Source organism: Lactiplantibacillus pingfangensis (assembly GCF_005404945.1).
Classification (GTDB): domain Bacteria; phylum Bacillota; class Bacilli; order Lactobacillales; family Lactobacillaceae; genus Lactiplantibacillus; species Lactiplantibacillus pingfangensis.
The window spans coordinates 1-21,279 of the sequence record NZ_BJDG01000006.1; the positions used below are offsets into that span (position 1 = coordinate 1).

The 21,279-nt window shown below is 44.1% G+C and carries 22 protein-coding genes; 3 read left to right on the forward strand and 19 right to left on the reverse strand.

The genetic code is table 11. The features are described 5' to 3' along the window. Positions 1-41: 41 nt before the first annotated feature. From FFM74_RS03795 to FFM74_RS03825, 7 genes are all read right to left on the reverse strand, one after another. On the reverse strand, positions 42-1,112 hold the full coding sequence (locus FFM74_RS03795; RefSeq protein WP_137625303.1) for an Abi family protein: 1,071 nt from the start codon (positions 1,110-1,112) through the stop codon (positions 42-44). A gap of 228 nt (positions 1,113-1,340) precedes the next feature. Further along, positions 1,341-1,754: a hypothetical protein gene (locus FFM74_RS03800; RefSeq protein ID WP_137625304.1), complete on the reverse strand. Its 414-nt coding sequence runs from the start codon at positions 1,752-1,754 to the stop codon at positions 1,341-1,343. A gap of 178 nt (positions 1,755-1,932) precedes the next feature. Beyond that, on the reverse strand, positions 1,933-2,388 hold the full coding sequence (locus tag FFM74_RS03805) for a GtrA family protein (protein ID WP_137625305.1): 456 nt from the start codon (positions 2,386-2,388) through the stop codon (positions 1,933-1,935). Between the two features lie 18 nt (positions 2,389-2,406). Further along, positions 2,407-3,642 (reverse strand): ArgE/DapE family deacylase, encoded by a 1,236-nt coding sequence (locus tag FFM74_RS03810; protein ID WP_137625306.1) that lies wholly within the window; start codon positions 3,640-3,642, stop codon positions 2,407-2,409. A 94-nt stretch (positions 3,643-3,736) separates the two neighbouring features. After that, positions 3,737-6,313 (reverse strand): ABC transporter permease, encoded by a 2,577-nt coding sequence (locus FFM74_RS03815; RefSeq protein WP_137625307.1) that lies wholly within the window; start codon positions 6,311-6,313, stop codon positions 3,737-3,739. 9 nt (positions 6,314-6,322) lie between these two features. Beyond that, positions 6,323-7,024, reverse strand: coding sequence for an ABC transporter ATP-binding protein (locus tag FFM74_RS03820; RefSeq protein ID WP_137625308.1), 702 nt, complete (start codon positions 7,022-7,024; stop codon positions 6,323-6,325). A gap of 761 nt (positions 7,025-7,785) precedes the next feature. Beyond that, on the reverse strand, positions 7,786-8,406 hold the full coding sequence (locus tag FFM74_RS03825) for a sugar O-acetyltransferase (RefSeq protein ID WP_137625309.1): 621 nt from the start codon (positions 8,404-8,406) through the stop codon (positions 7,786-7,788). Between the two features lie 231 nt (positions 8,407-8,637). On the opposite strand from FFM74_RS03825, the gene lepB reads away from it, so the two are divergent. Further along, entirely contained in the window at positions 8,638-9,258 is a 621-nt protein-coding gene (gene lepB, locus FFM74_RS03830; RefSeq protein ID WP_137625310.1) for a signal peptidase I, read from the forward strand. Between the two features lie 75 nt (positions 9,259-9,333). Here lepB and FFM74_RS03835 read toward each other — a convergent pair whose 3' ends face one another. The 7 genes from FFM74_RS03835 to FFM74_RS03865 form a co-directional block, all read right to left on the reverse strand. Continuing rightward, on the reverse strand, positions 9,334-9,804 hold the full coding sequence (locus tag FFM74_RS03835; protein WP_137625311.1) for a hypothetical protein: 471 nt from the start codon (positions 9,802-9,804) through the stop codon (positions 9,334-9,336). A gap of 5 nt (positions 9,805-9,809) precedes the next feature. Continuing rightward, entirely contained in the window at positions 9,810-10,268 is a 459-nt protein-coding gene (locus FFM74_RS03840; RefSeq protein ID WP_137625312.1) for a GNAT family N-acetyltransferase, read from the reverse strand. Beyond that, positions 10,265-10,522, reverse strand: a complete 258-nt coding sequence (locus FFM74_RS03845; RefSeq protein WP_137625313.1) for a hypothetical protein — start codon at positions 10,520-10,522, stop codon at positions 10,265-10,267. The genes FFM74_RS03840 and FFM74_RS03845 overlap by 4 nt, the downstream gene beginning before the upstream one ends. A gap of 24 nt (positions 10,523-10,546) precedes the next feature. Continuing rightward, positions 10,547-10,852 carry a hypothetical protein gene (locus FFM74_RS03850; RefSeq protein ID WP_137625314.1) on the reverse strand — a complete coding sequence of 102 codons (306 nt, stop codon included), beginning with the start codon at positions 10,850-10,852 and terminating at the stop codon, positions 10,547-10,549. Positions 10,853-10,964: 112 nt separating this feature from the next. Further along, complete coding sequence (locus FFM74_RS03855) at positions 10,965-11,594, reverse strand: histidine phosphatase family protein (RefSeq protein WP_137625315.1); 630 nt, start codon at positions 11,592-11,594, stop codon at positions 10,965-10,967. A gap of 744 nt (positions 11,595-12,338) precedes the next feature. Then, positions 12,339-12,782 (reverse strand): universal stress protein, encoded by a 444-nt coding sequence (locus tag FFM74_RS03860; protein ID WP_137625316.1) that lies wholly within the window; start codon positions 12,780-12,782, stop codon positions 12,339-12,341. An 87-nt stretch (positions 12,783-12,869) separates the two neighbouring features. After that, positions 12,870-13,439, reverse strand: coding sequence for a sugar O-acetyltransferase (locus FFM74_RS03865; protein WP_137625317.1), 570 nt, complete (start codon positions 13,437-13,439; stop codon positions 12,870-12,872). 130 nt (positions 13,440-13,569) lie between these two features. On the opposite strand from FFM74_RS03865, the gene FFM74_RS03870 reads away from it, so the two are divergent. Both FFM74_RS03870 and FFM74_RS03875 read left to right on the forward strand, forming a co-directional pair. Next, complete coding sequence (locus tag FFM74_RS03870) at positions 13,570-14,430, forward strand: alpha/beta hydrolase (protein WP_137625318.1); 861 nt, start codon at positions 13,570-13,572, stop codon at positions 14,428-14,430. Between the two features lie 14 nt (positions 14,431-14,444). After that, on the forward strand, positions 14,445-15,128 hold the full coding sequence (locus FFM74_RS03875) for a YjjG family noncanonical pyrimidine nucleotidase (RefSeq protein ID WP_137625319.1): 684 nt from the start codon (positions 14,445-14,447) through the stop codon (positions 15,126-15,128). A 25-nt stretch (positions 15,129-15,153) separates the two neighbouring features. On the opposite strand, the gene FFM74_RS03880 is transcribed toward FFM74_RS03875, so the two are convergent. The 5 genes from FFM74_RS03880 to FFM74_RS03900 all read right to left on the reverse strand — a co-directional run bounded on the left by FFM74_RS03880 (position 15,154) and on the right by FFM74_RS03900 (position 20,912). Next, positions 15,154-16,140, reverse strand: a complete 987-nt coding sequence (locus FFM74_RS03880; protein WP_137625320.1) for a zinc-binding dehydrogenase — start codon at positions 16,138-16,140, stop codon at positions 15,154-15,156. A gap of 12 nt (positions 16,141-16,152) precedes the next feature. Then, positions 16,153-16,746, reverse strand: coding sequence for an NADPH-dependent F420 reductase (locus FFM74_RS03885; protein WP_137625420.1), 594 nt, complete (start codon positions 16,744-16,746; stop codon positions 16,153-16,155). An 839-nt stretch (positions 16,747-17,585) separates the two neighbouring features. Beyond that, positions 17,586-18,764: a MalY/PatB family protein gene (locus FFM74_RS03890; protein WP_137625321.1), complete on the reverse strand. Its 1,179-nt coding sequence runs from the start codon at positions 18,762-18,764 to the stop codon at positions 17,586-17,588. Continuing rightward, positions 18,754-19,620, reverse strand: a complete 867-nt coding sequence (locus tag FFM74_RS03895; RefSeq protein ID WP_137625322.1) for a DUF3737 family protein — start codon at positions 19,618-19,620, stop codon at positions 18,754-18,756. The genes FFM74_RS03890 and FFM74_RS03895 overlap by 11 nt, the downstream gene beginning before the upstream one ends. A gap of 110 nt (positions 19,621-19,730) precedes the next feature. Next, positions 19,731-20,912, reverse strand: a complete 1,182-nt coding sequence (locus FFM74_RS03900) for an MFS transporter (protein ID WP_137625323.1) — start codon at positions 20,910-20,912, stop codon at positions 19,731-19,733. Between the last annotated feature and the right edge of the window lie 367 nt (positions 20,913-21,279).

The following is a 21,279-nucleotide window of genomic DNA, read 5'->3' on the forward strand; positions in this document are numbered from 1 at the left end:
TGCAAACGAAAATCAGCCCAATACCTTATCGTCTAACGACTCTAAGATATTGAGCTGATTTTCGTGAATATATTGGGATCTATTTTGCATAGAAAGCTATTCCAAGACTCCAAGTCACTAGTACGCAAGTCTTGATAAAATTTTTTCATCGCTAACAATCCCGAAAAAAAAGTATTTTGAAATTTTTCAGTTGCTTCGCTTTTATTCTCAATGCCTTCAAGCAACTGAATATCTTCATCCAAAAATTTAGGGTTATATGGAAGGCTTTGTCCATATATTTTTGAACTGTGTGCCGTTGTATTCCTGAGTATTTGAACTGCAGTGATCCAGCTATTAATACCACTTGAAGTAGGTACAGTCGGGACACTAGGTAGCACTTCAGAACACCAATCTTTTAATAGATCATGTCGTAACAGAGAAACAAATTTGGAAAATTGTCCAAACGTTATTTCTTCAAATAATACCCAAATTGGAATTTTGCCACCATATTTTATAACATGATGTCTAATCATATTATCTTTTGCTATTTTACCGGTTAAACTTTCGGCAAACATTGACAGCATACGCTTTACATCGATTTGACTACTTCTCTTTGTTTTATAAATATTTTCATCTAAATAGGCTTGTCCACCTGTGTACACCGAATCTTCAGACTTATACTTATCATAATTAGTTGAGATGAATCTAGCTAAGGATGTTTTTAAATACACTTCAATAGCTGGCGTTAACCGACTCAAGGATTCTCTCAGATACCTATCAAACTGATACAATGTTATCAATTCAGTATAAGACATATGTCCTTTTAACATATCTTTTCTTCGAAAAGCAGAAATTCGATAGTAATTAATCGCATCAAGATCTTCAGCAGCATGTACTCTTTCGTCAGCTGTAAACGTAACTTCATGCATTTCTTCCAGTTGATTAATTAACTGTTCTGTCGTTAATGGTATCTTTAACGAATCATCAGAAAAAGTGGTAGCCTCCGTCAGGACGTGGTGTATATCCTTAATCGGGAAGCTATATCCATCCCTTTCAATATTTATAGTCAATTCTTTATATGGCTTATCAAGTGCACCAATCGGTATTGTAAGCTTTAAATTATCTTCTGTCATTTACTTTTCTCCAAAAAAAATGGCCAACCTAGTCTGCCCACGTGAAACGTGGAGCCTAGTTGACATCTATTAACTGTTATAATAACACAAATAATAACCAAGTCAATCTCAAAAACTTTTTATCCATAACCAGCACACCTATACCAAGTATCTTACCATCCTTTTAACATAAAAACAGTCTTAATAATCGTAATTAGACCAGTAACAATGCCTCCATATTGGGCAAGTCTACAACAATATCCTGCGCCTGACTCTTGCGTGCCTATTCTTAATAGCATTTAAAAATGCTAAAATAGCTTTTTCAGCCTCATTCGACTGAACATTGCTCGTTAGAAAATCTTCGAGTTTCTTACTTAATTGCTGCTCCTCATTATTTTCAATATACACATCCCTGATAGAAGAATAGCCATCAGCCTGAATACCATAATTTCGATTATCAATATGGTTGTTGACATTCACGCCCTGATTCTGTGTTATGGCCCTTCCATAAATTGTAAGTCGCGGTTGAAAATGATTAAGTGTTTTTTTATTAGTTTCCTTTGTTTCACGTTTAATCACAGCATAATTCACACCATTCCAAGGAAATTCAGATAAACCTAAAATATGATTCTCCATAGCTTGATCTTTACGTGGCTCATACAAGGGAAAAACAATCAGCCAACAATACAATATCATCTGTACTATTTTTAGTACTATTTTTAGTAATATCAGCAAACCTAAAATCTAACCAAAATAATCCGAACTCTCAGAAGTCGAGAGCTCGGATTATTTTTTACTATTCAAGACGGTCAGTTATTAGGTACTTACGCCTGCGTTAAGCCTATGCTTTTTTGAACACTAACCATTTTGATAAAAAGTAGTTGGCGACTAACGCAATCCCGTGACCAATCACCTTAGTCATCGTGCCATTGACTGACATCACTGAGATACCAAGCCATAAGATCACGGCTTCAATTAAGTACGTCGCAACCCGTGTACCATAAAATGTGCCGATTTCTTTGACTAAGCTCTTAGTTTCATGCTGGAACACGAACATCTTGTTCACGACAAATGAGAACAACACACTGAAGAACCAGTCAATTAAGTTCGCAATTTGATATTCAATGCCAAAGGTGTGGTACAGCAAATAGAATAAGGCCACATTAAACACAACCGTTATCACGCCCCACAGCGCATAGAGTTGTAATTCATTATTTGCCTTTTCTTCAACGGCTTCTAATTCTTCTTCAAATTCCGCCTCAGTATGTGGTACCGGACGTTGCTTATCCTTGTCCATCTCTCACATAGCCCCCACTTATGCTAATAATTTTGTAAATAATTGTTCATATAACTTAATAAATCGCTGATACATATCTAAATCAACATATTCATTCACTTGATGGGCTGTAATGTTTCCTGGACCAAAAACGATGATTTCCATATTAGGGTTCTTAACGATATAAGATGAGGCATCCGTGCCACCTGGCGCCCCAAAGTATGGCAAAGCCTGCGTCAAGACTTGTTCGCCAACTTGCTTAGCTAACTGAACGAGTTTTGCTTCGGCTGGGGTATGCACAGGATAAAAGCTGTCCTGAACATCCAATGTTAGGTCGGCTCCGGCCGCATTGCAATCTGCAATCATTTTTTCCAAAGCAGCGATGATTTTATCGTTACGTAATTCTGGAATCGTCCGAATTTTAACCGACATCTCGGCACTGGCTGGCACAGTATTAATCTGTTCGCCACCCTTAATCAAGGTAACGACTGGGACCGTTGCGCCTAACACTGAATTCGTCACCGCTTTGAAACTATCAAAGTAGGCATTTTGTTGTTGATAAAATGTCATTAACATATCAATCGCGTTTTTACCGATGGTTGGCATGGAACTATGCGCCGCAACCCCCTTGGCACGAACGGTGTAAGTTAATGAGCCTTTATGCGCCAATTCGATAAAATGCTGTTCGGTCGTTGGATTGGCCGCCATCATTTTTTCAGCCGTGGCCGCATCAACGCCCAACATCGCTTGAATCGGTTTTTGCGTCAACAATTGCTTATCTGCGCCACTCGGTTCACCAACAATTAAAGCGTCGATGTCATCCGCGTAACCCAAATCAACCAACTGTTCCGCGCCCAAATGACCGTCTTCTTCACCAACCGTTGCCATCAACCGTAACGTCCCGTGTAACTGTACGTTAGCTTCTTTCAAATTGATAAAAGCAAAGACGCCGGCCATTAAACCAGCCTTCATATCAGTTGCGCCGCGTCCAAACAGTCGATTATCTTTGATCGTCGCAGATAAAGCTGGCACCGCCCATTTGCTAGCATCGCCGAGCGCTACAGTATCTTCATGCCCGTCAAAACCAACAACTGGACCGTTACCATCACCGATTTCTGCCACCAAACTCGTGCGATTTGGACCGTAATCAATTAATTTTGCGTCAATCCCATGTTGTTTTAATAGGTTTGCCAAATAGTCCGCGATTGGCTTTTCGTTATCGTTGACCGTATTCATTTTGACAATATCACTTAATGCTTGGATTGTTTCAGCCATTTCTGTCACCCCAGAGTGTGTCTAACCTGATAAACACAATTTATACTGCAAGTTGATTACATCACTTTTTAAACCTCGGTGCAAGTGCCCACGCTTAATCGACTGATTTTAACGCATCGAGCATGTTGACACGTTTCAACTTTCGATGCATCATTCCCATCACGATCAAACTGAACGCAATCGTCAGCAAGGCCGAATAAACGTAGCTCAGCGGATGAATACCTGGGGAAAACATCAGCGCATTCGTTTCAGCCGTTTGTAGAATATAGCTGTGCAACCAATTTCCTAAAAAGCAGCCTAAAATAATCCCTAAGCCGGTCAAAATGAGATTTTCACGGAAGATATACATGGTCACTTCGCCATCGTAAAAGCCTAATACCTTGATGGTTGAAAGTTCACGAATCCGTTCTGACACGTTGATATTCGTCAAATTGTACAGGACAACTAGCGCCAGTGCTCCCGCTGAAATGACAAAGATCAGCACTACCAGATTCATACTATCGAACATTTTAAAGGTCGTCTTCTTTTCAGTTGCCATCAGGGTGACATTCATGATGCCCGTTTGTTTCAACAACGTGTTCGCGTACGCATTACCTTGTTGCTCACTCGTCGTCTTAAATTGCACATAATTACTATTATAAACCGGTCGTTTGCCAAACACAGTTTGATAATAACTCGGGCTCAAATAAACAAAATGAGCCACATAGTTTTCGGCAATGGCGGCAACTTTGACGTTTTTCGCTGGTTGACCGGCTAATTTGAGTGGCAACGTCCCACCAACCTTAACGTGAGTCAGCTTCGCGAGTTTTTCATCAATAATGGCACCACTGTTATTGACTTGATACGGTTGATGCGACTGTCGTTGCCGCAACGTGACAAATTGATCTAACCGTTGTGTTGCCGCGGGAACCCCTAGTGTCACGGTCTGTTCAGCAAGTCCAGGCGTTTTAACTGTAGCTTGTGCCAACTTTAACGCCAAGCTCGCGTGATATCCTTTGGCCTGACGAATGGTTCGCCGTTGCGCGGCAGTTTCTGTGCCAGTGCGCGTGACAATCGCATCATAATGCCATAACTCGTTGAACTGTTTCGTGCTAATATCACCAATCGAGTCCTTCAGGCCAAAACCCGTAATCATCATCGCCATACAGCCAGCGATACCAAGTACCGTCATCAACAGGCGCTGTTTATATCTGAAAAGATTCCGAAAAGTGATCTTGTGATTAAAGCTCAATCGTTGCCAGAACCAGGTCCACCGTTCTAGCCAAAGCGTTTTGCCGGCCTTAGGTGATTTTGGTTGTAACAACTGTGCTGGTAAGCTGCGCAAATCGACCCGCAAGACGACTAAAGCCGTTCCTAACGTGCATAGTAGGGCAATCACTAACGCAATGAGGATATCCAACCAAATATATTGCACGCTAATGGCTGGTAAATTGTACATGCTCCCATAGGCCTGGGCAATAAATTGTGGAAAGAAGTTCACCCCAAACAAGACGCCAAGACCAGTGCCAATCAGAGCAGCCAGACCACCATAGATCATGAACTCACTGCCAACCGCGACATTGCTATATCCCAATGCCTTTAACGTCCCCATCTGTAGCCGCAACTCTTCCACCATCCGCGTCATCGTGGTCAAACAGATCAATGCCGCAATCGCAATGAAGAACAGTGGAAAGACTGTGGATAACGCCACGATCCGTTGGGTATTTTCATGGTACTCAGTATAACCCGGGTTATCAGACCGATCACTGAAAATATATGTCGGCCGTTTTATCGCCGTGACTGCGGCTTGTGCCCGGGTCAGTTGCCCTTGTAATTTAACCAACTGCGGGGTATTGGCTGGAACTTGTGCTTGTAAACTTGTCACAGCCTGCGATAATGGCGCCAATTGTTGCTGTGCTTCTCGTTGCAAGGTTTGCTGTCGCTTTTTCGCTTGTGGCGCCAACCAGCGTTTTAGTTTAGCCGTATTCTCGCGGTTCAGCCGATTATAGGTTGCCGTATAAGGCTTAACACCGACCAGATTTTTAAATTGAACGTCAATTCGTGTGAAAACCGATAATTTTAACGTTCGTGGTCGCACGTAAGCCATATAATCTAAAGTGCCTTTACCAACGGTTGTTACGCCGCGGCTCGTATTTTCCACGTAGCGTGGTGAGTTGACGAAACCAACCACTTTAAATTGACGCCGATTAAACTTTTGGTTTACGGCGTTACTGCTCACAATCCGATAGTTCGCACCTAGTTTCAAACTAGGTTGCAGCACTTTGGCCTGAGAATCTAAGACGATTTCAGTCGCCTTTTTAGGCAGACGACCACTCACCACTCGCAGTTGATCCAGCTTTTGTGTCGCCGGTAACTCAGCCACGCGAACTACTCGATTATTGTTAAGTTGCGTCACATCCAGATATTTCATCGGCTGATCCGTCAACACTGCCTGATGCTTTTGTAAAACTTTTGTATCGGCAGTCGTTAATCCCAAGGTTGATTGAACACTATTGGTCGCTAAGTTTTGCTTGGCAAAATAATCATCTGCTGCTTGCAGCATATCTGGTCCAGTCGCCCGAATCCCCGTGTAAAACGCCACGCCCAGAAAGATAATTAGCATAATCGAAAAGAAGCGGGCTTTTGACCGCCAAATTTCACGTCTAATTGCTCTAAAATACGCTTTTGTCATCGTCACCACCTACCATTCAATGTCGGCTAAGGGCGTCGGATGGTCATTGTAAACAACCGATTGAACCTTAGCGTCATTAATCCGAATGACTTGGTCTCCTAGTTGGGCAATTGCACTATTATGCGTCACGATAATGACGGTCGTTTGCGTCTCGCGTGCCGCGTCTTGAATCACTTGTAAGACTTGTTTACCCGTTCGATAATCCAAGGCCCCGGTAGGTTCATCACATAATAGCAACTTAGGATTTTTCGCTACCGCTCGCGCAATCGCGACCCGTTGCTGTTCACCACCAGATAATTGCGCTGGAAAGTTGCCTGCCCGTTCAGTTAAACCAACCAGTTTTAACGTTTCATCAACGTCACGAGCATCTTTGGTAATTTGTGACGCCAGTTCAACATTTTCTCTGGCCGTTAAATTCGGCACCAGATTGTAAAATTGAAAGACGAAGCCCACCGCTTGCCGACGATAAGTCGTCAATTGCTTGGCCGAAAACTGCGCAATATCTTCACCATCAATCAAAACTTGGCCACTGGTTGGTGTGTCCATGCCGCCTAGAATATTTAGTAATGTTGATTTGCCAGCGCCACTCGGACCTAAAATGGTCACCACTGAGCCTTGGGCCACTTCAAATGACAGTTCTTGATTAGCCACCGTCCGCTGATTACCGTTCTGAAACTCACGGGTTTCTTTGATTACTTCAATATATGCCATGTTTCAGCCCCCTATGTATTCGGTTACATTTATATCATACCTTAAATTCCAGCTGCTCAACGCTTTTGATTAGAAATAAAAACTAGCTAGTGCCGCTTAAACGCCGGACTAACTAGTTTCATACGTTATTGACTGAAGGTTGAAAGGACAAAAGGGCTCGTAAACACTGTCATATAGGCAACAGGAACTTCCAAATCAGTGGTGATCCCGCTCCAGCATGCAAAATCGCTGTGCTATGGTGGGACTGTCCCAGCCACAGTACGGTCTGGAACTTCGATTCAAAGCCGACAAACCGCGTCTTTGAATCGCCCTGTAAGATTAGGCGGCCTAGAACGCCGGCCAATCTTACCAACACAGCACAACGATTCTGCCTGCTTCCGCTAAACCTAGCCTAAGAACGCTTAAACTAGCTGGAAGTCGCCGCTGATAGCATCGGTCGTGTTGGTGGCGTTGGGACGGCATGTTTCTTGCCGGCGTTACGCCACGGACGGTCTGGGACACTTGCGATTTGTGCAAGGGTTCCAGGCGAGGTCCAAGACGCTTCTCAGGCTTGACCCGGTCCCACGGCCGCATGTTATCAGTGGCGACTGGAAGCGGTCACGTCAACTAATTTCCATGCCCTAATCATTGATATGGCAGTAGTTATTAGCAATTTTGGTCTTTCAACCTTTAGTTATTGAGCAAAGGTTGAAGAACGAAAATCACTAATAAACGCTGTTTTACCAGCACATTGGTAACGAAAAGAGATCAAATTTGTTAATTTACTTATCCTCACAATCAGCATAGTAAGCAGCCTTTTGCTTCTCCCAGTAATCTCGATCTTGTGTGGTAATTTCCCGCAAGACATGACATGGATTGCCAACCGCCACGACACCGTCTGGAATATCCTTCGTCACAATTGACCCTGAACCGATAACGACATTGCTACCAATCGTGACACCGGGATTAACTACCACGTTGCCGCCAAACCAAACATTATCCCCAATCGTGATGGGCAGGCCATATTCTAACTGTTCTGCGCGAATTTCGGCATCAATCGGGTGACCAGCCGTGTATAGACCCACTCGTGGTCCCATGAAGACATTGTTGCCAATCGTGATTGGCGCCACATCAATAAAAATCGCATCATAATTAGCGTAAAAGTTATCCCCAATCGTGGTATTACTACCATAATCAGTATGAAATGGGGGTTCTAAATAACCATTTTGACCAATTTTATTAAATAATTGTTTTAATAGGTCGCTGCGGTACGCACCCTCGCCCTCCGTCGTTTGACTATAGGCCCGTGCTAATCGCTTGCCCCGCCGCATTTCACGCCCTAGCTCGGGATCATCGGCGATGTATAGCTCACCAGCTAACATCCGTTCTTTTTGCGTTTTCATAAAATAATCAGCCCTCCACTTATTACAAATTCAATACCTGTTAAAAGTTAACCACAGCGAGATAGCGATTTCAACGTTGGGTAGGCCCATTTCTAAAAGCAGTTTGGGCCGTTTTGACACCCCAAAATAATTTATGCTGACAGGTCGGTGAATCTTTTAAGTTTTTTTATCCCCCCAATCCCAGGTAGTCGTATATAATAAGAGTTATACACACTTAAGGGAGCGAAAGCTGTGAAAACATTTAAAAGTATTATGAGTTGGGTTCTGCCAATCCTGATTGGGCTCGGGTTGGCCCTATTAATCAAGCAGTTCTGGTTCACCATGGTCCGTGTCGATGGCACCTCCATGCAACCTAATCTGCAAAATAATGAACGGGTCGTCGCCTTCAAGACGAGTAAAATTAAGGCCGGATCGGTCGTTGTCTTTAATGCGTATGGCTTAGATCCAGATCAAACGTCTAAAGACGCCGTTTACGTTAAGCGGGTCATCGGCATGCCTGGGGATACCGTTCGCTACACGAGTAACGGTAAATTATACGTCAACAACAAACTAGTTAAACAAAGCTACTTAAAAGATAATTATCAACAGACTACTGGTTCGTTTATGGCTAACAGCCATAGCAAATTCACTGGCTGGGATTTAAATAGTTTGAGCAGTAACCAAGATGGCTGGCAGACGAAAGTCACCACCAATAAAGTTCCTAAGGGCTCATACTTCGTGCTTGGTGATCATCGGAGTGTTTCCAACGATGGCCGTTATTGGGGCTTCGTTCCTAAGAGCAAAATGATTGGGGTCGTCAAAGCTTGGCCTTGGCAAAACCGCAAACAGTATATTAATAGTTTTCAACCGTAATAATGACTGATAAAAGCGCCGCCACAATTTAATGTGACGGCGCTTTAGTTTATCCACAGTGGATAACTTTTTTAATTAAACCAACTTGTTGCTTCGGTGATCCTTAACCCAAAAATAACCACAAACGATCGGACTGACCAAGACAAAAATCACGGCCATCAAAATATTCTTGAAAAAGTTAATAAACTCATCCATAAAATCACTCTTAGCTTCTACTTGTGGTGTCAAAGCTGTTGGCACTGGTTTGGGCTTCGTTCGCTTCACTGGCGCCGACCATGTGTGCCCAGAGTCTTGAATGATTTGTTCATCATCTGGTCGCGTCGATGGTGTTTCCTTAGGCTTTCGCCGCCAAACTTGAAAGACTTTTGGCCAACGATACTTAATTATTGGGAACAACACCAGTGCACAAATAATGCTATAGATGACTAGTGGATTAAACTCTAAAATGATGCGATTGACGGTTTGACGTGCAGAAAAGAACATGATGATAAATACCGTAATGGCGCCATAAAACCAACTACTGATTAAATTACCCGCTCGCCACATTTACCCTAACCACCCTTCACATTTTGTGCTAAGCGCACCATACTTTTACACTGAATCCCATTCTCATAAATTGGTTGTGAATAGTTATCCACAAAATAATTCACCCAGACGGCTGATAGGTCAAAACCGGCCCGTTGATAGAGCGCTAATTGCCGCAGTGAGGAGTTACCGGTACCAATTTGAAGTTGTTCACAGCTTGGGTCCTGTTGACAACTTTTGATCACCAGTTGTAACATCGTCTTTGCAATCCCACGATGTTGATAACTTTCTGCCACGGCAATCGCCATAATTTCTTTCACACCGACTTTACGCTGTTTCAAAACCAAAACGCCGACAATTTGGTCATCTAATTGGTAACCATAAATTGTGGCGTTTTCCAAGGACTGTTGAACGCGTGACCAATCTGGATCTGCTGACAATAATAAGTCTCTCGGCGCTTGGTCAGCGCTAATCGTTATCATCATCGTGATTGCCGTTTCACGGCGCGACGTTGAAAGCCATTACCCCAGCAAACATACGGCACAACCACTGCCACAATTGCTAAGGCATAGTCCGCAACAGTCAAATTAGCCGCATTCATCACGACTAAATAAGCAAGCACGAGCGTCCAAAGAATGGGTACGATCCCACCGACCCAAAAGTAGCGACTTGCTGAAAAAACAAATTCCTCTAGGATAAAAATAACAATTGCAATAATGCCCAGTATGATTAAGCTCAAAAAAATCGTCTCCTAAACCCAAACTTACTTCTGTTTAAGCTGTTTTAACATATCCACAAAACGCCCAACTTGACAGTTTTCCACATCTTCAGCTGAATAATAAATAATCATCTTTTGACGTTGTGCTGTTGATAAGTTGGCTTGTGACCCAAAATAAACTAAATAAACGGCTTCATCCGTTTTAGCTAAGGTTTTACCATAATCTGTATCTAAAGTAACCGTATAATCCGTACCTAATTGTTCGCTCAACGCGCTGATAAACCCTTGGATTTCCTTAGTTGTAACTGTTTCTTGTCCAGCAACAACACTGGTGACAACATAAACTTGCATGACGACAACCCCGTTATGATTAATTTTATTTTATGACTCAATTCCTTATCCACACTATCGCAGATTTACAGCAATCGCAAGCGTAGACTTATGCACAAGGCAAAAGGCCTTCTCAACGAATTGTGAGCTTGTCCACAGTCTTGTCCACAATCGTCACTGTGCTTGGTGCCAGTTGTTCAGCGGTCGCTGGTTGTCCAGTCAATTCGAACCGCAACTTGCGTAAAATGACGGGGTCAACAATGACTAAGGCCCGTCCATGATCTGGTGTGGCGTCAGTGACTTGAGTCAACCCAGCTTGATATCGTTGCCAGAACTCATCACCGCTCTCAGCCAAACTATCAACATCATGATCATGAATTAAATTTTGAATTTCAGTTGGGGTCTGATCTGCTTCAAAGGCCGCAACGGTTGGATAACCTAATTTTGTCGCAAACCCTGACCAAACCGCCGCCCGTTCAAAGCCTTCAAACCCGCCATAAAACGGTGCCCGTAATGCGGCACTTTGTTGCAGCTCAAGTTGGGTTGCCTGGGCGTCAAGAATCGCCCGCCCAGTTTGTGCGCTCCGACTCGTATCGCTGGCGAATGCCGTATCAAATTTAACCGTGGCTAATTGTTGTCCCAGTCCTTGACTGGCTTCCAGACCAGCCGCGGTCAAAGGTGTCCCGCTCCATCCCTGAAAGCGATCAAGTTGGTCAAAGTAAGTTGTTCCAGTCACAGCTAAATACAAAGTGATAGTTTTCATGTTGTGGTCCTACTTCCGTTTATTTTATCCCCCAATCATAGCATAAAAGCGAGGCGCCCACCGGTTTCCTCGCTTTTAAATTGAAAACTAAAGATGAAAACACAAAAAAATCGGAAGCACTGTCATGTCAGCAATGCACACTTTAAAATTAGAGTCATGTTAAGCGCTCCGCCAGTCCTAATTAACTGGAAGTGGTCGCCCTCAATTAGTAACTCTCATCTTGTGACCTTTTAACTAAAAGGTTGCAAGATAGCTAGTGGCTATTAATCTTAGTGTAGCAGTATTCACATAAAAAATCTTACTCACGGATAGCCAACGAAAGCATTTAGAAAGTTCATAACATTGCCGATTGGCTCAATGATTTTCAAGAATCAAATCAATTGTTTTAGTACTAGTCACTTTATAACCATTAACCTAGCTGGAGGGCGTCGCTGATTGCATCGGACGTGGAATTCCCGTTAGAGCGGCGTTTTTTTGCCGGTCTTACGGGACGGACGGTCCGGGATAGTTGCGATTTTTGCAACCATTCCGGGCGAAGGCCAAGACCGCTCCTCAGGCTTGGCCTGGTCCCTCGTCCGCATGTAATCAGCGACCCCCGGAAGCGACAACTTTGACTTATCTTCGTTACCAATGTATTGATACAACAGTATTTATTAGTGATTTGTGTCTTTCAATCTTTAGATCCTTAATTAAAAATCGACAAGGTTACCCACCAGTATCTCGCGGTAACCTTGTCGATTTTTTTTAACGAACAACTAATACTGAAATTGGTGAATGTTTAGCCATATAGGCCGCTTGGGAGCCGAAATACTTCCGAACCCCTTGCTTTGAAATTGACCCAACCACCAATAAGTCTGGTTTAATGGCTGGAATAATATCTTTAACGATCGTTTCGCCGGGATCACCCTCATCAACGATCGAATTAACGTCTTGAACGCCGAATTGTTTCGCTAATTTTTCATATTGTAAGACGTGGGCCTCTAAGTCGGAACGCTGGCCGTGAATGAAATCTTTACTCATTGCTTCATACACATTCATATTATCTTGTTCCAAAATCGAGACAATCGTCAACTTGGCATGGTCGGTTTTCGCCCGATTGATCGCATAGCGAAAAGCCAACTGTGCATCATCCGAATCATCAACACCAACTAAAATATGTTTAAATTCCTTTGGACTCATTTCTGACATAATCAATGTCCTCCCCAATTGGTTAAAATTTAGACTGATTACTTCATGGTCAATTTCATTCTCAACGACTGCGACGCCCTTGTCAACTTAGGCGCTTGGTTTGTTTTCTTTCAACACCCGTGCTGGATTACCAACCACCACGACATTATCTGGAAATGAATGCGTCACGACTGAACCAGCGCCAACCACCACATTGTTACCTAACGTGACCCCTGGTAAAATCATGGCGCTACCACCAATCCAGCAATCATTGCCGATGGTAATCGGCGCAGTCCGTTCCGCTTCTGTCCGCCGTACCGTTGGATCAAGTGGGTGAACCGGCGTATACAGTCCAACTTTTGGACCAAATTTGCAATCATTACCGATGGTGACTTGGCCTTCATCACAAATTTCAACCCCGTGGTTCGCGTAAAAATGATTGCCAATGGTAATATTCACACCATAACTAAACTCAAACGTTGGTTCCACGAAAAAGCGGTCGCCAACTGAATGTAACAGTGATGCCATGCCGGCATTCCGTTCGTCATTATCGGCGATTTGGTTATATTTCATAATTTTGCTGCGAACATCGTTACGCAATTTAAGTAACTTTGGTGATTCCATATATAAGTCACCGTTAATCATTTGTTGATACGCTGGGTCATTATCAATTTCCATACTGAACTTCCTTTATCAGAATTATTTAGTCCCTGAAAAATCTAAAACTGGTCACGCTTGCTATTTAAGCATACCACATTGCCCCAAGTTGCTGTATGATGACCCTATTCAATTAAGGAGAGGATTCATCATGGATGAAGCAACTTTAGAACGTCAAAATCATGACAACCATCAAAATAACATTTCTAGTGAGCAGTGGGCCGCTGAACGAACGCGTACCGAAACTTTTCAGCTGAGCTCGGGCAAGACGGCCAAGCTCTATCTTCACGAGCCTAACTATGTGCCAGCGAAAGGTCTGGTGATTGATTTTCATGGCAGTGGCTTTGTCCATTTGCATAATGATCATGACACTTATTTCTGTAAACGACTCGCCATTGCCACCCAATATACGGTCTTAGATTTCGATTATCCGTTAGCCCCAGAACAACCGTATCCCGCCGCTTTAAATGCCTGTGATGAACTCGTCCAGTATGTACAAGCGCATTATTCCGATTACTGTGCAGCCACGCCGCAACCAGTGATTCTAATCGGGCATAGTGCGGGCGGTAACCTCGTTGTTGGCACGCAACTGCGCGCTTTAAAGCAACAACGTCCGGTTGCCGATCTCGTCATTTTAACGTATCCGGCGCTCGATTTGGATACCAATCCTGATGATGAAGTCTTCCCAACTGGCGCCGTGATTTCACCTGAACAGGCCAAACGCTTTAATCGGTTTTATCGCGGCAATGCCCCACTTGGCAATCCAGAAATTTCACCAGTATTGGCAACCCGTGAGGCTTTAATCGGTTTTCCAAAAACAATGATTCAGACGGCCGACCACGATACCCTAGCGCCCGAGGCCGAACGATTCGGTCAACACTTGCTTTTAGCCCACACGTCAGTCACGATGAAACGTTACGCGAACTCACTGCATGGCTTTACCGTTTCGCTGACCGGCGCCTATCAAGCCTCATTCAACGCTATCGTGCGTCAAATTCAACAACTCATATAGAAAAGAGGGTTTAGATGTTAAAATACGTCATTTTTGATTTAGATGATACCTTACTCGATTTCAGTCGTGGGGAACATGAAGGCCTCACTTACATGTTGAAAAAGTACGGACTCACCGATATCCAACATGGTCTACAAGTTTACCAAACGCATAATCATTGGGTTTGGACGCAAATTGAGCAAGGTGCTGACCCCCAGCCATTGCTCAATCAGCGTTTTGCGATCGCCTTTAAACAACTGGGGCTCACCGTCAACGGACCAGCACTACAACGCGAATACAATACCATTTTGGCGCATAATTTTTATACGATCCCCGGTGCAACTCAGTTGCTAACCGATTTACAAGCGGCGGGCCTGACGTTGCTCGTTGGGACGAACGGCGTTAAAACCACCCAGTTAAGCCGAATTCAAGGCTCAGGACTCGCCCCCTATTTTCAACAAGTCTTTATTTCGGCCGACCTCGGTGTTGCCAAACCAGATCCACGCTTCTTTGACGCAATTTTCAAACAGAATCCAGCCATGACAGCTGAAAATACGGTCATGGTTGGGGATAACTTAGCCTCGGACATTTACGGCGCAACACAAGCCCATCTTAAAAACATTTGGTACAATCCACAGCAGTTGCCAAATCCAAAGCCTTATCAACCGACTGCAACGGTGACTAACTATCAGCAACTCGAACACGACCTATTGCACTAAAAAAGACGCTCATCAGCGTCTTTTTTTAAGCGGTTACTTGAATCACCAGTTTCCCCACATTACGACCGTTCTTGATTGTTTGTAGCGCTGTCGGAACTTGGTCAAATGGCTGAACTTCCCCAATAAACGGGTCCAATTTATCCGCGATCACTAGTTTTTCCACGGCCTCTGCCATCACCGCTAAGTCATGAATCTGCACCGGATCATTTGAGCGATAAACGCCGCCGAGGCCTGATCGAATCAGTGCTAACGCGCGGTCATCAAAGTCAAACTGCGGTGGCATCCCATCACCAATTGCGACGATTTGACCATTGTAGGCCATTCTATCCGTATCCGCGGCCAATTCAGCACCACCAATCGTGTTCAAACTCACATCCACACCACGACCCTCAGTGGCTTTCAGTACCGCTGCCGTCACATCTTCTTGGTGATAATCAATGATCGTGTCGGCGCCAACTTTTTCAACTAATAATCGTTTCCGCGCAGATACCGTCGTAATCGTCCGAAGTCCAAGCTGCTTCGCCAGTTGTAACGCCGCCAGACCAACGGCCCCACCCCCGGCATGAATCAAAATGGTTTGTGCATTAGTCAAGTTCACTTTACGCATTAACGCTTGATAGGCGGTCAAATTGGCGCACAAAATTGCGGCACCCTGAACATCGCTTAACGCGTCGGGTAATTTCGCGACGCTAGCTGCCAAGGTCACGTTGTAAGCCGCCAGCGCCCCATTGCGACGAAGATCGCTATGGTAAAAGACGCGGTCGCCGCGCTTGAAGCCAGTGACATTCGGCCCCACCGCACTAACTTCGCCGGCAACGTCGATCCCAATTATATGCGGATATTGCCAAGCCGACACCCCACTATCAATAATTTTGTAATCAACTGGATTCAAGCCGACTGCCTGAACTTTTACTTGCAACTCATCCGCTTGTGGTTCGGGAATTGCAACATCCAATAATTGTAACTGTGCCAACCCTAATTGTGTTTGATCTTTAACGACCCATGCTTTCAAATTATGGCCTTCCTATTCTTCGATTTGAACAAAGTGTGTGTTGCCTAAACCACCACCGACTTGCATGACACTGCCACCATGTCGTAACTTACCTAAGTTGACCGGGCGAAAATTCAATGGCCGGACTAATACCGCAAATTCTTTTTTCGCCGCCACATCATCACCGGCATAAAACAACACTCGGCGACCGTCACCGTTAACCTGACCAGTCATAAATTCTGGCGGTAACGTATTGAATGCTTTAATGACGCGGGCGTTCGTAGCCGCGGCAGCGATTACTTCACTACCCGTTAATGGCGCCGTTTTAATCTTCTTAAAATCTGCCGTAAACTGGTTCGTCACATCAACCACCAGCCGCTGCTGATAATCTGCGACTTGTCGCAAAACCGCGGGGGCTTGTTCAAATGGTACCGCAATAATAACCATCGGCTGTTGCAACGCTTCTGCAACTTCCACAAACGTGACGTTGGTCGCAAATTCAGCACGCCGAGGCGCTAAACTCGCCGCACCACTGTGCCGACTAAGTTTAATCTGATTTTCACCGCGTGCAAATGTTTGGGCTAAAACTGTACCGACCGTGCCGGCACCAATAATACCAATTTCCATCGTCATCCCTACTTTCAATGATTTTACTAAAGGTTACAAGTAAAAAAGGGACGTGAACAAATCCATGTCAGCAATGGTCACTCCTAAATTAAACTTGTAGTGAGCGCTCCGTCAGTCAGAATCGTTGTGCTATGGTGGGACAGTCCCAGCCAAAGGACGGTCTGGAACTTCGATTCAAAGCCGATAACCCACGTCTTTGAATCGCCCTGTAAGATTAGGCGGCCCAAAACGCCGTCCAATCTTACCGACACAGCACAACGATTCAGCCTGACTCCGCTAAGCTTAATAACTAACCGTTAGGACTGAAATCTGTATAGGCCGTTTATTGAAACAGTGGGACTTACTCACAAATTTTATTCTTCAACCTTTAGTGCTTTAACTGAAACGCCACAACTATCGCAAGCACTGTGAGGCTTCAACAATTTAAGTTAAGTTTAATAGAAAACACCGATGAATGGAAATTATAAGCAAGAGCTTGCACATTATCACCGTTTTAATCCTTCAATGAGACGAAAAAAAGCCCGCATCTGCGAGCTTTTAAGACTAATCTTTCGCATTTAAAAAGGCTTGTAAGCACCACCAGATAATCAAAAATTAGAATCGTGCTAAGATATGGGACTATGCCTAGTTAATTAGCTGGAGGCTGCTACTGATAGCATCGGTCGTGATGGTGGCGTTGAATCGGCGATTTTGGCCGATTTTACGCCACGGACGGTCCGGGACACTTGCGATTTTGGCAAGGGTTTCGGGCGAGGTCCAAGATGTCCTTGGCTTGGACCGGTCCCACGACCGCATGTTATCAGTAGCGGCCGGAAACATTAATTACTAATAAACAATGATTAGAACTTTTCTGAACTGGTTGCATAAGCGTCAATGCCCGCTTTCAGCCGCTGCAAGCCATCCGTCAATTCGGCCGTTGGACAAGCAACATTGATTCTTAGAAAATGTTTGCCATTGCCACGATAGACATCGCCGGCCGATAAGAACAAGCCGGTCTCAGCCCGAATAAACGTCGCGAGTTCGTCAGCATCCGCGGCTACAGCGCTAATGTCCAACCAAATCAGGTAAGTGGCCTGAGCCTCAATGACTTTGACCTGTGGTAAGTTAGCTCGAATAAAAGCTTGTAATTGGCGCTGATTAGCCGCAATCTTTTCCCGTAACTCAGCGACCCAAGCCTGTCCCTCCTGATAAGCAGCGAGGCTGCCTGGAATCGCAAATGAATTGGGTTCAGCTAATTCGTCGTTATTGATGGCGCGACTGACACGTTCACGAATTGCTTCATCAGGCATAATCAGTGTCGCCGCATGTAACGCTGCCACATTAAATGTTTTGCTTGGTGAAATACAACTGATACTGTTGGCCGCCACTGGCTTGCTCAACGATGAAAATGGCGTATAGTCATGCCCATTTAAGGTTAAGTCACAATGAATCTCATCGGCTAACACTAGCACGTGATGCTTCAAGGCAAGTTCACCAATTCGCTGTAAGTCGTCACGTGACCAGACAATCCCGATTGGATTTTGAGGATTACATAAAATCATCATGGTTGTCAGTGGTTCAGCCATTTTCTGTGCTAAGTCGTCAAAATCAATCGCATACTGACCATCACGTTCAACTAAATCACTGGACAACGTGTGTCTCCCGTTATTCTCAATTGAATGATAGAAAATATTATAAACCGGTGCTTGAACCAACACATTGTCCCCAGCTGACGTCATTTTACGCACAATTGACGAGATTGCTGGCACGACACCGGTACAAAATAGCAACCAATCAAGTTGGGGCCGAAAATGGTGTGCCGTTGCCCACCAATCAGCGACTGCTTGATAGTAGTCAGTTGGAATCTCTTCATACCCAAAAATCCCAAAGGCAGCGCGTTTTTTTAGTGCAGCGGTAATTTCAGGGGCAGTCTGAAAATCCATATCGGCAATCCACATAGGCAGTTCCCCAGGTTTAACGTTCCACTTGGCCGAATTGGTGTGTCGGCGATCAACGACCGTTTCAAAATCATACGGCATGGCGCACACTGCTTTCGCTGTCCACTGAAATCACGGTCTGATTGGCATCAATTTCAGGATCATCCATAATAATTTGTTGAATGGCTTGGGCATGAATCTTGCCACTAATGGGATTCTTCACACTATCAATACTTGAAACGATGTCGGCGTCAATATTTTTGCAATATTCAAAAGCTAAATCCGTATTCAATAAGGTACAATTTTCGAGCGTCAGCCCATCCATGTAACAAAGTCCTTGATCACTTTCGATTGTACAGTTCACAAAACGCACATTCTTCGAATTCCAGCCTAAATATTCACCGATAATTTTGGAGTCATAGACCGTAACATTCTCGCAATTCCACAAAGCATCTTTCGTCATTAACGTGGCATTGTGAATTTCAATATTTTTAGCGCCATCAAACGCATAGTTGCCGACTAAATCAAAATCATGAATTTTGATATTTTCACTATTCATGCCAAAATAGTCTCCCGCAGCCTGTACGTCATGAATCTCGATATCGCGGCTGTTCCACAAGGTTTCCTCGGCATGTGGCATATGCACGTGGTCTAGCTTAACCCGACTTGCGCGCCGGAATAATTTAGGCGCTTGTAAGGTACTATTCGTAATCGTAATATCATCGGTATACCAAATCCCAGACCGTGACATTTCTTCGAAAATTGAGTTGTTAACCCGAATATGACGGCTATACCAAAGTGGATATTTCCATTTAAAAATTGATTGTTCCAACTCAATATTGCGACTTTCCTTTAATGGCGATTCACCGTCTGCAAAGGTGCTATTTTCAATATGAAGATCACGTGCTTTAAATAAAGCGCGTTCACCAGTGAGTAATTGTTGATTAATAGTTTTCATTTAATTAAAACTTCCTTTTCCAAATAACAAGACTAATTAAGCTACGAGGATCATTCTAATAGCTTCGAGTAAGTCTAAGGCAAGTAATAATCAAAAAAAGTCGCAAAAATTTATTCTGGTTCTTGTTCAAGTTCACTAATCGCATGTTGTCGAAACACCACTGACACGATTCCGGTCACAAAAATCAGCCCGCCGCCTAAAACGACCAACCCCCAAGATCCCCACCAATGACTCAATTGCGGGGCTAAATAAGCGCCGAGTGCCGCTGTCCCATCCGTAAAAACTAAGGTGATCGCTAACAGCCGACTCACAAAAGGACCCGGGACGGACATCTGTAAGGTGGTATAAAACTTCAAATTAAACAAGCCACGTAGCACCCCAAGCAACCACATGCCGAGACCAAGTAAGAGTGGCAATGGCACTAACAGCCCGAGACACAATGGTAACGCATAACTCAATTGGGGCATGGTTAATTTTGGGAACCACCGTTTAATCAGCGGCGCCATGATAATCCCAGCTGCTTCAAACCCTAAATAAATACTCAGCGCAGCTTTGGCATGCCAAGTCGTTAAGACTAGCCAAGGAATAAAGACAGCCACGACGGCATCAACGAGGCAACCGATAATGGCTAAACAGGTCAGCTTAACTAAGTCCGGTCGTTGCCAAAATAGCCGCCAAGCTGGCGCTAGCTTGGGCCGTACAGCTACTTGCTGGTCTACTTGGGATCGTAATTGGAACTGATAATCTAGCCAAGCAGACAGTAAAAATGCCACGCCCATCACAAAAATTAAGACCTGGGCCGAGACAAAAATCAACAAGCCGGCAATGATCATCGACGCACTAATAATCGCGACCTGCCGCACTTGTGTCTGAACGCCATTGACAGTCATAATCTGATTCGGGGCAAATAATTGCGGCACAATGCTTTTATTACCAAGTTTATAAAAGACACCGATTGCCTTATTCACGACGGAGACCACTGCTAACGTTGCGACCTGCCACGTGGGGCTGGTCATCATGGCGGCAGCACCCACAAATAGGCCGCCAGTCAATAAATCAGTCACGAACATAACCAGTTTTGGTGAGGTTCGTTCGATCAAAACCCCGGCAACTAAATTTAACACAATCGCGGGTAACATCGTCAGTGCCAAAACTTTGCCTAACAAGTTAGGACTACCCGTCGCTTCAATCAACTGAACGGAAACTAAGTACATGAACCCATAAAACCCGAAGAAAGTGATAGCCATACTCACTAAGTAGTAATTGAAGTTGTGTCCGCCCTGTACTTTCACCAGGTGACCACCATGTTTACAAACGGGTAATACCTTTGAAAATTTTCACTAGTCATTATCATCATCCTTAATTACCAATCTTTAGCTAGTTTGTACATGAGTGACGCAACCAACTAATTTGTCATGGCTTCATTGTACGCGTCTCATAGCATGAAAACTAGCGCGTTTATTTTTATATTTTTTCACCAGTTTGGCAATAAAAAACAGCGACCAGTTTGACACAGTCGCTGTACGAGCTTACTTCAACCCCTTTAATGTTTTGGTGTCGAGTATTCTGATATTGATTGAAAGTAAGATTTTTTAAACATATAAGATCTAACAAATACAACTATTCGATATTTTTAGGGCTATCATGCTAAGATACTTT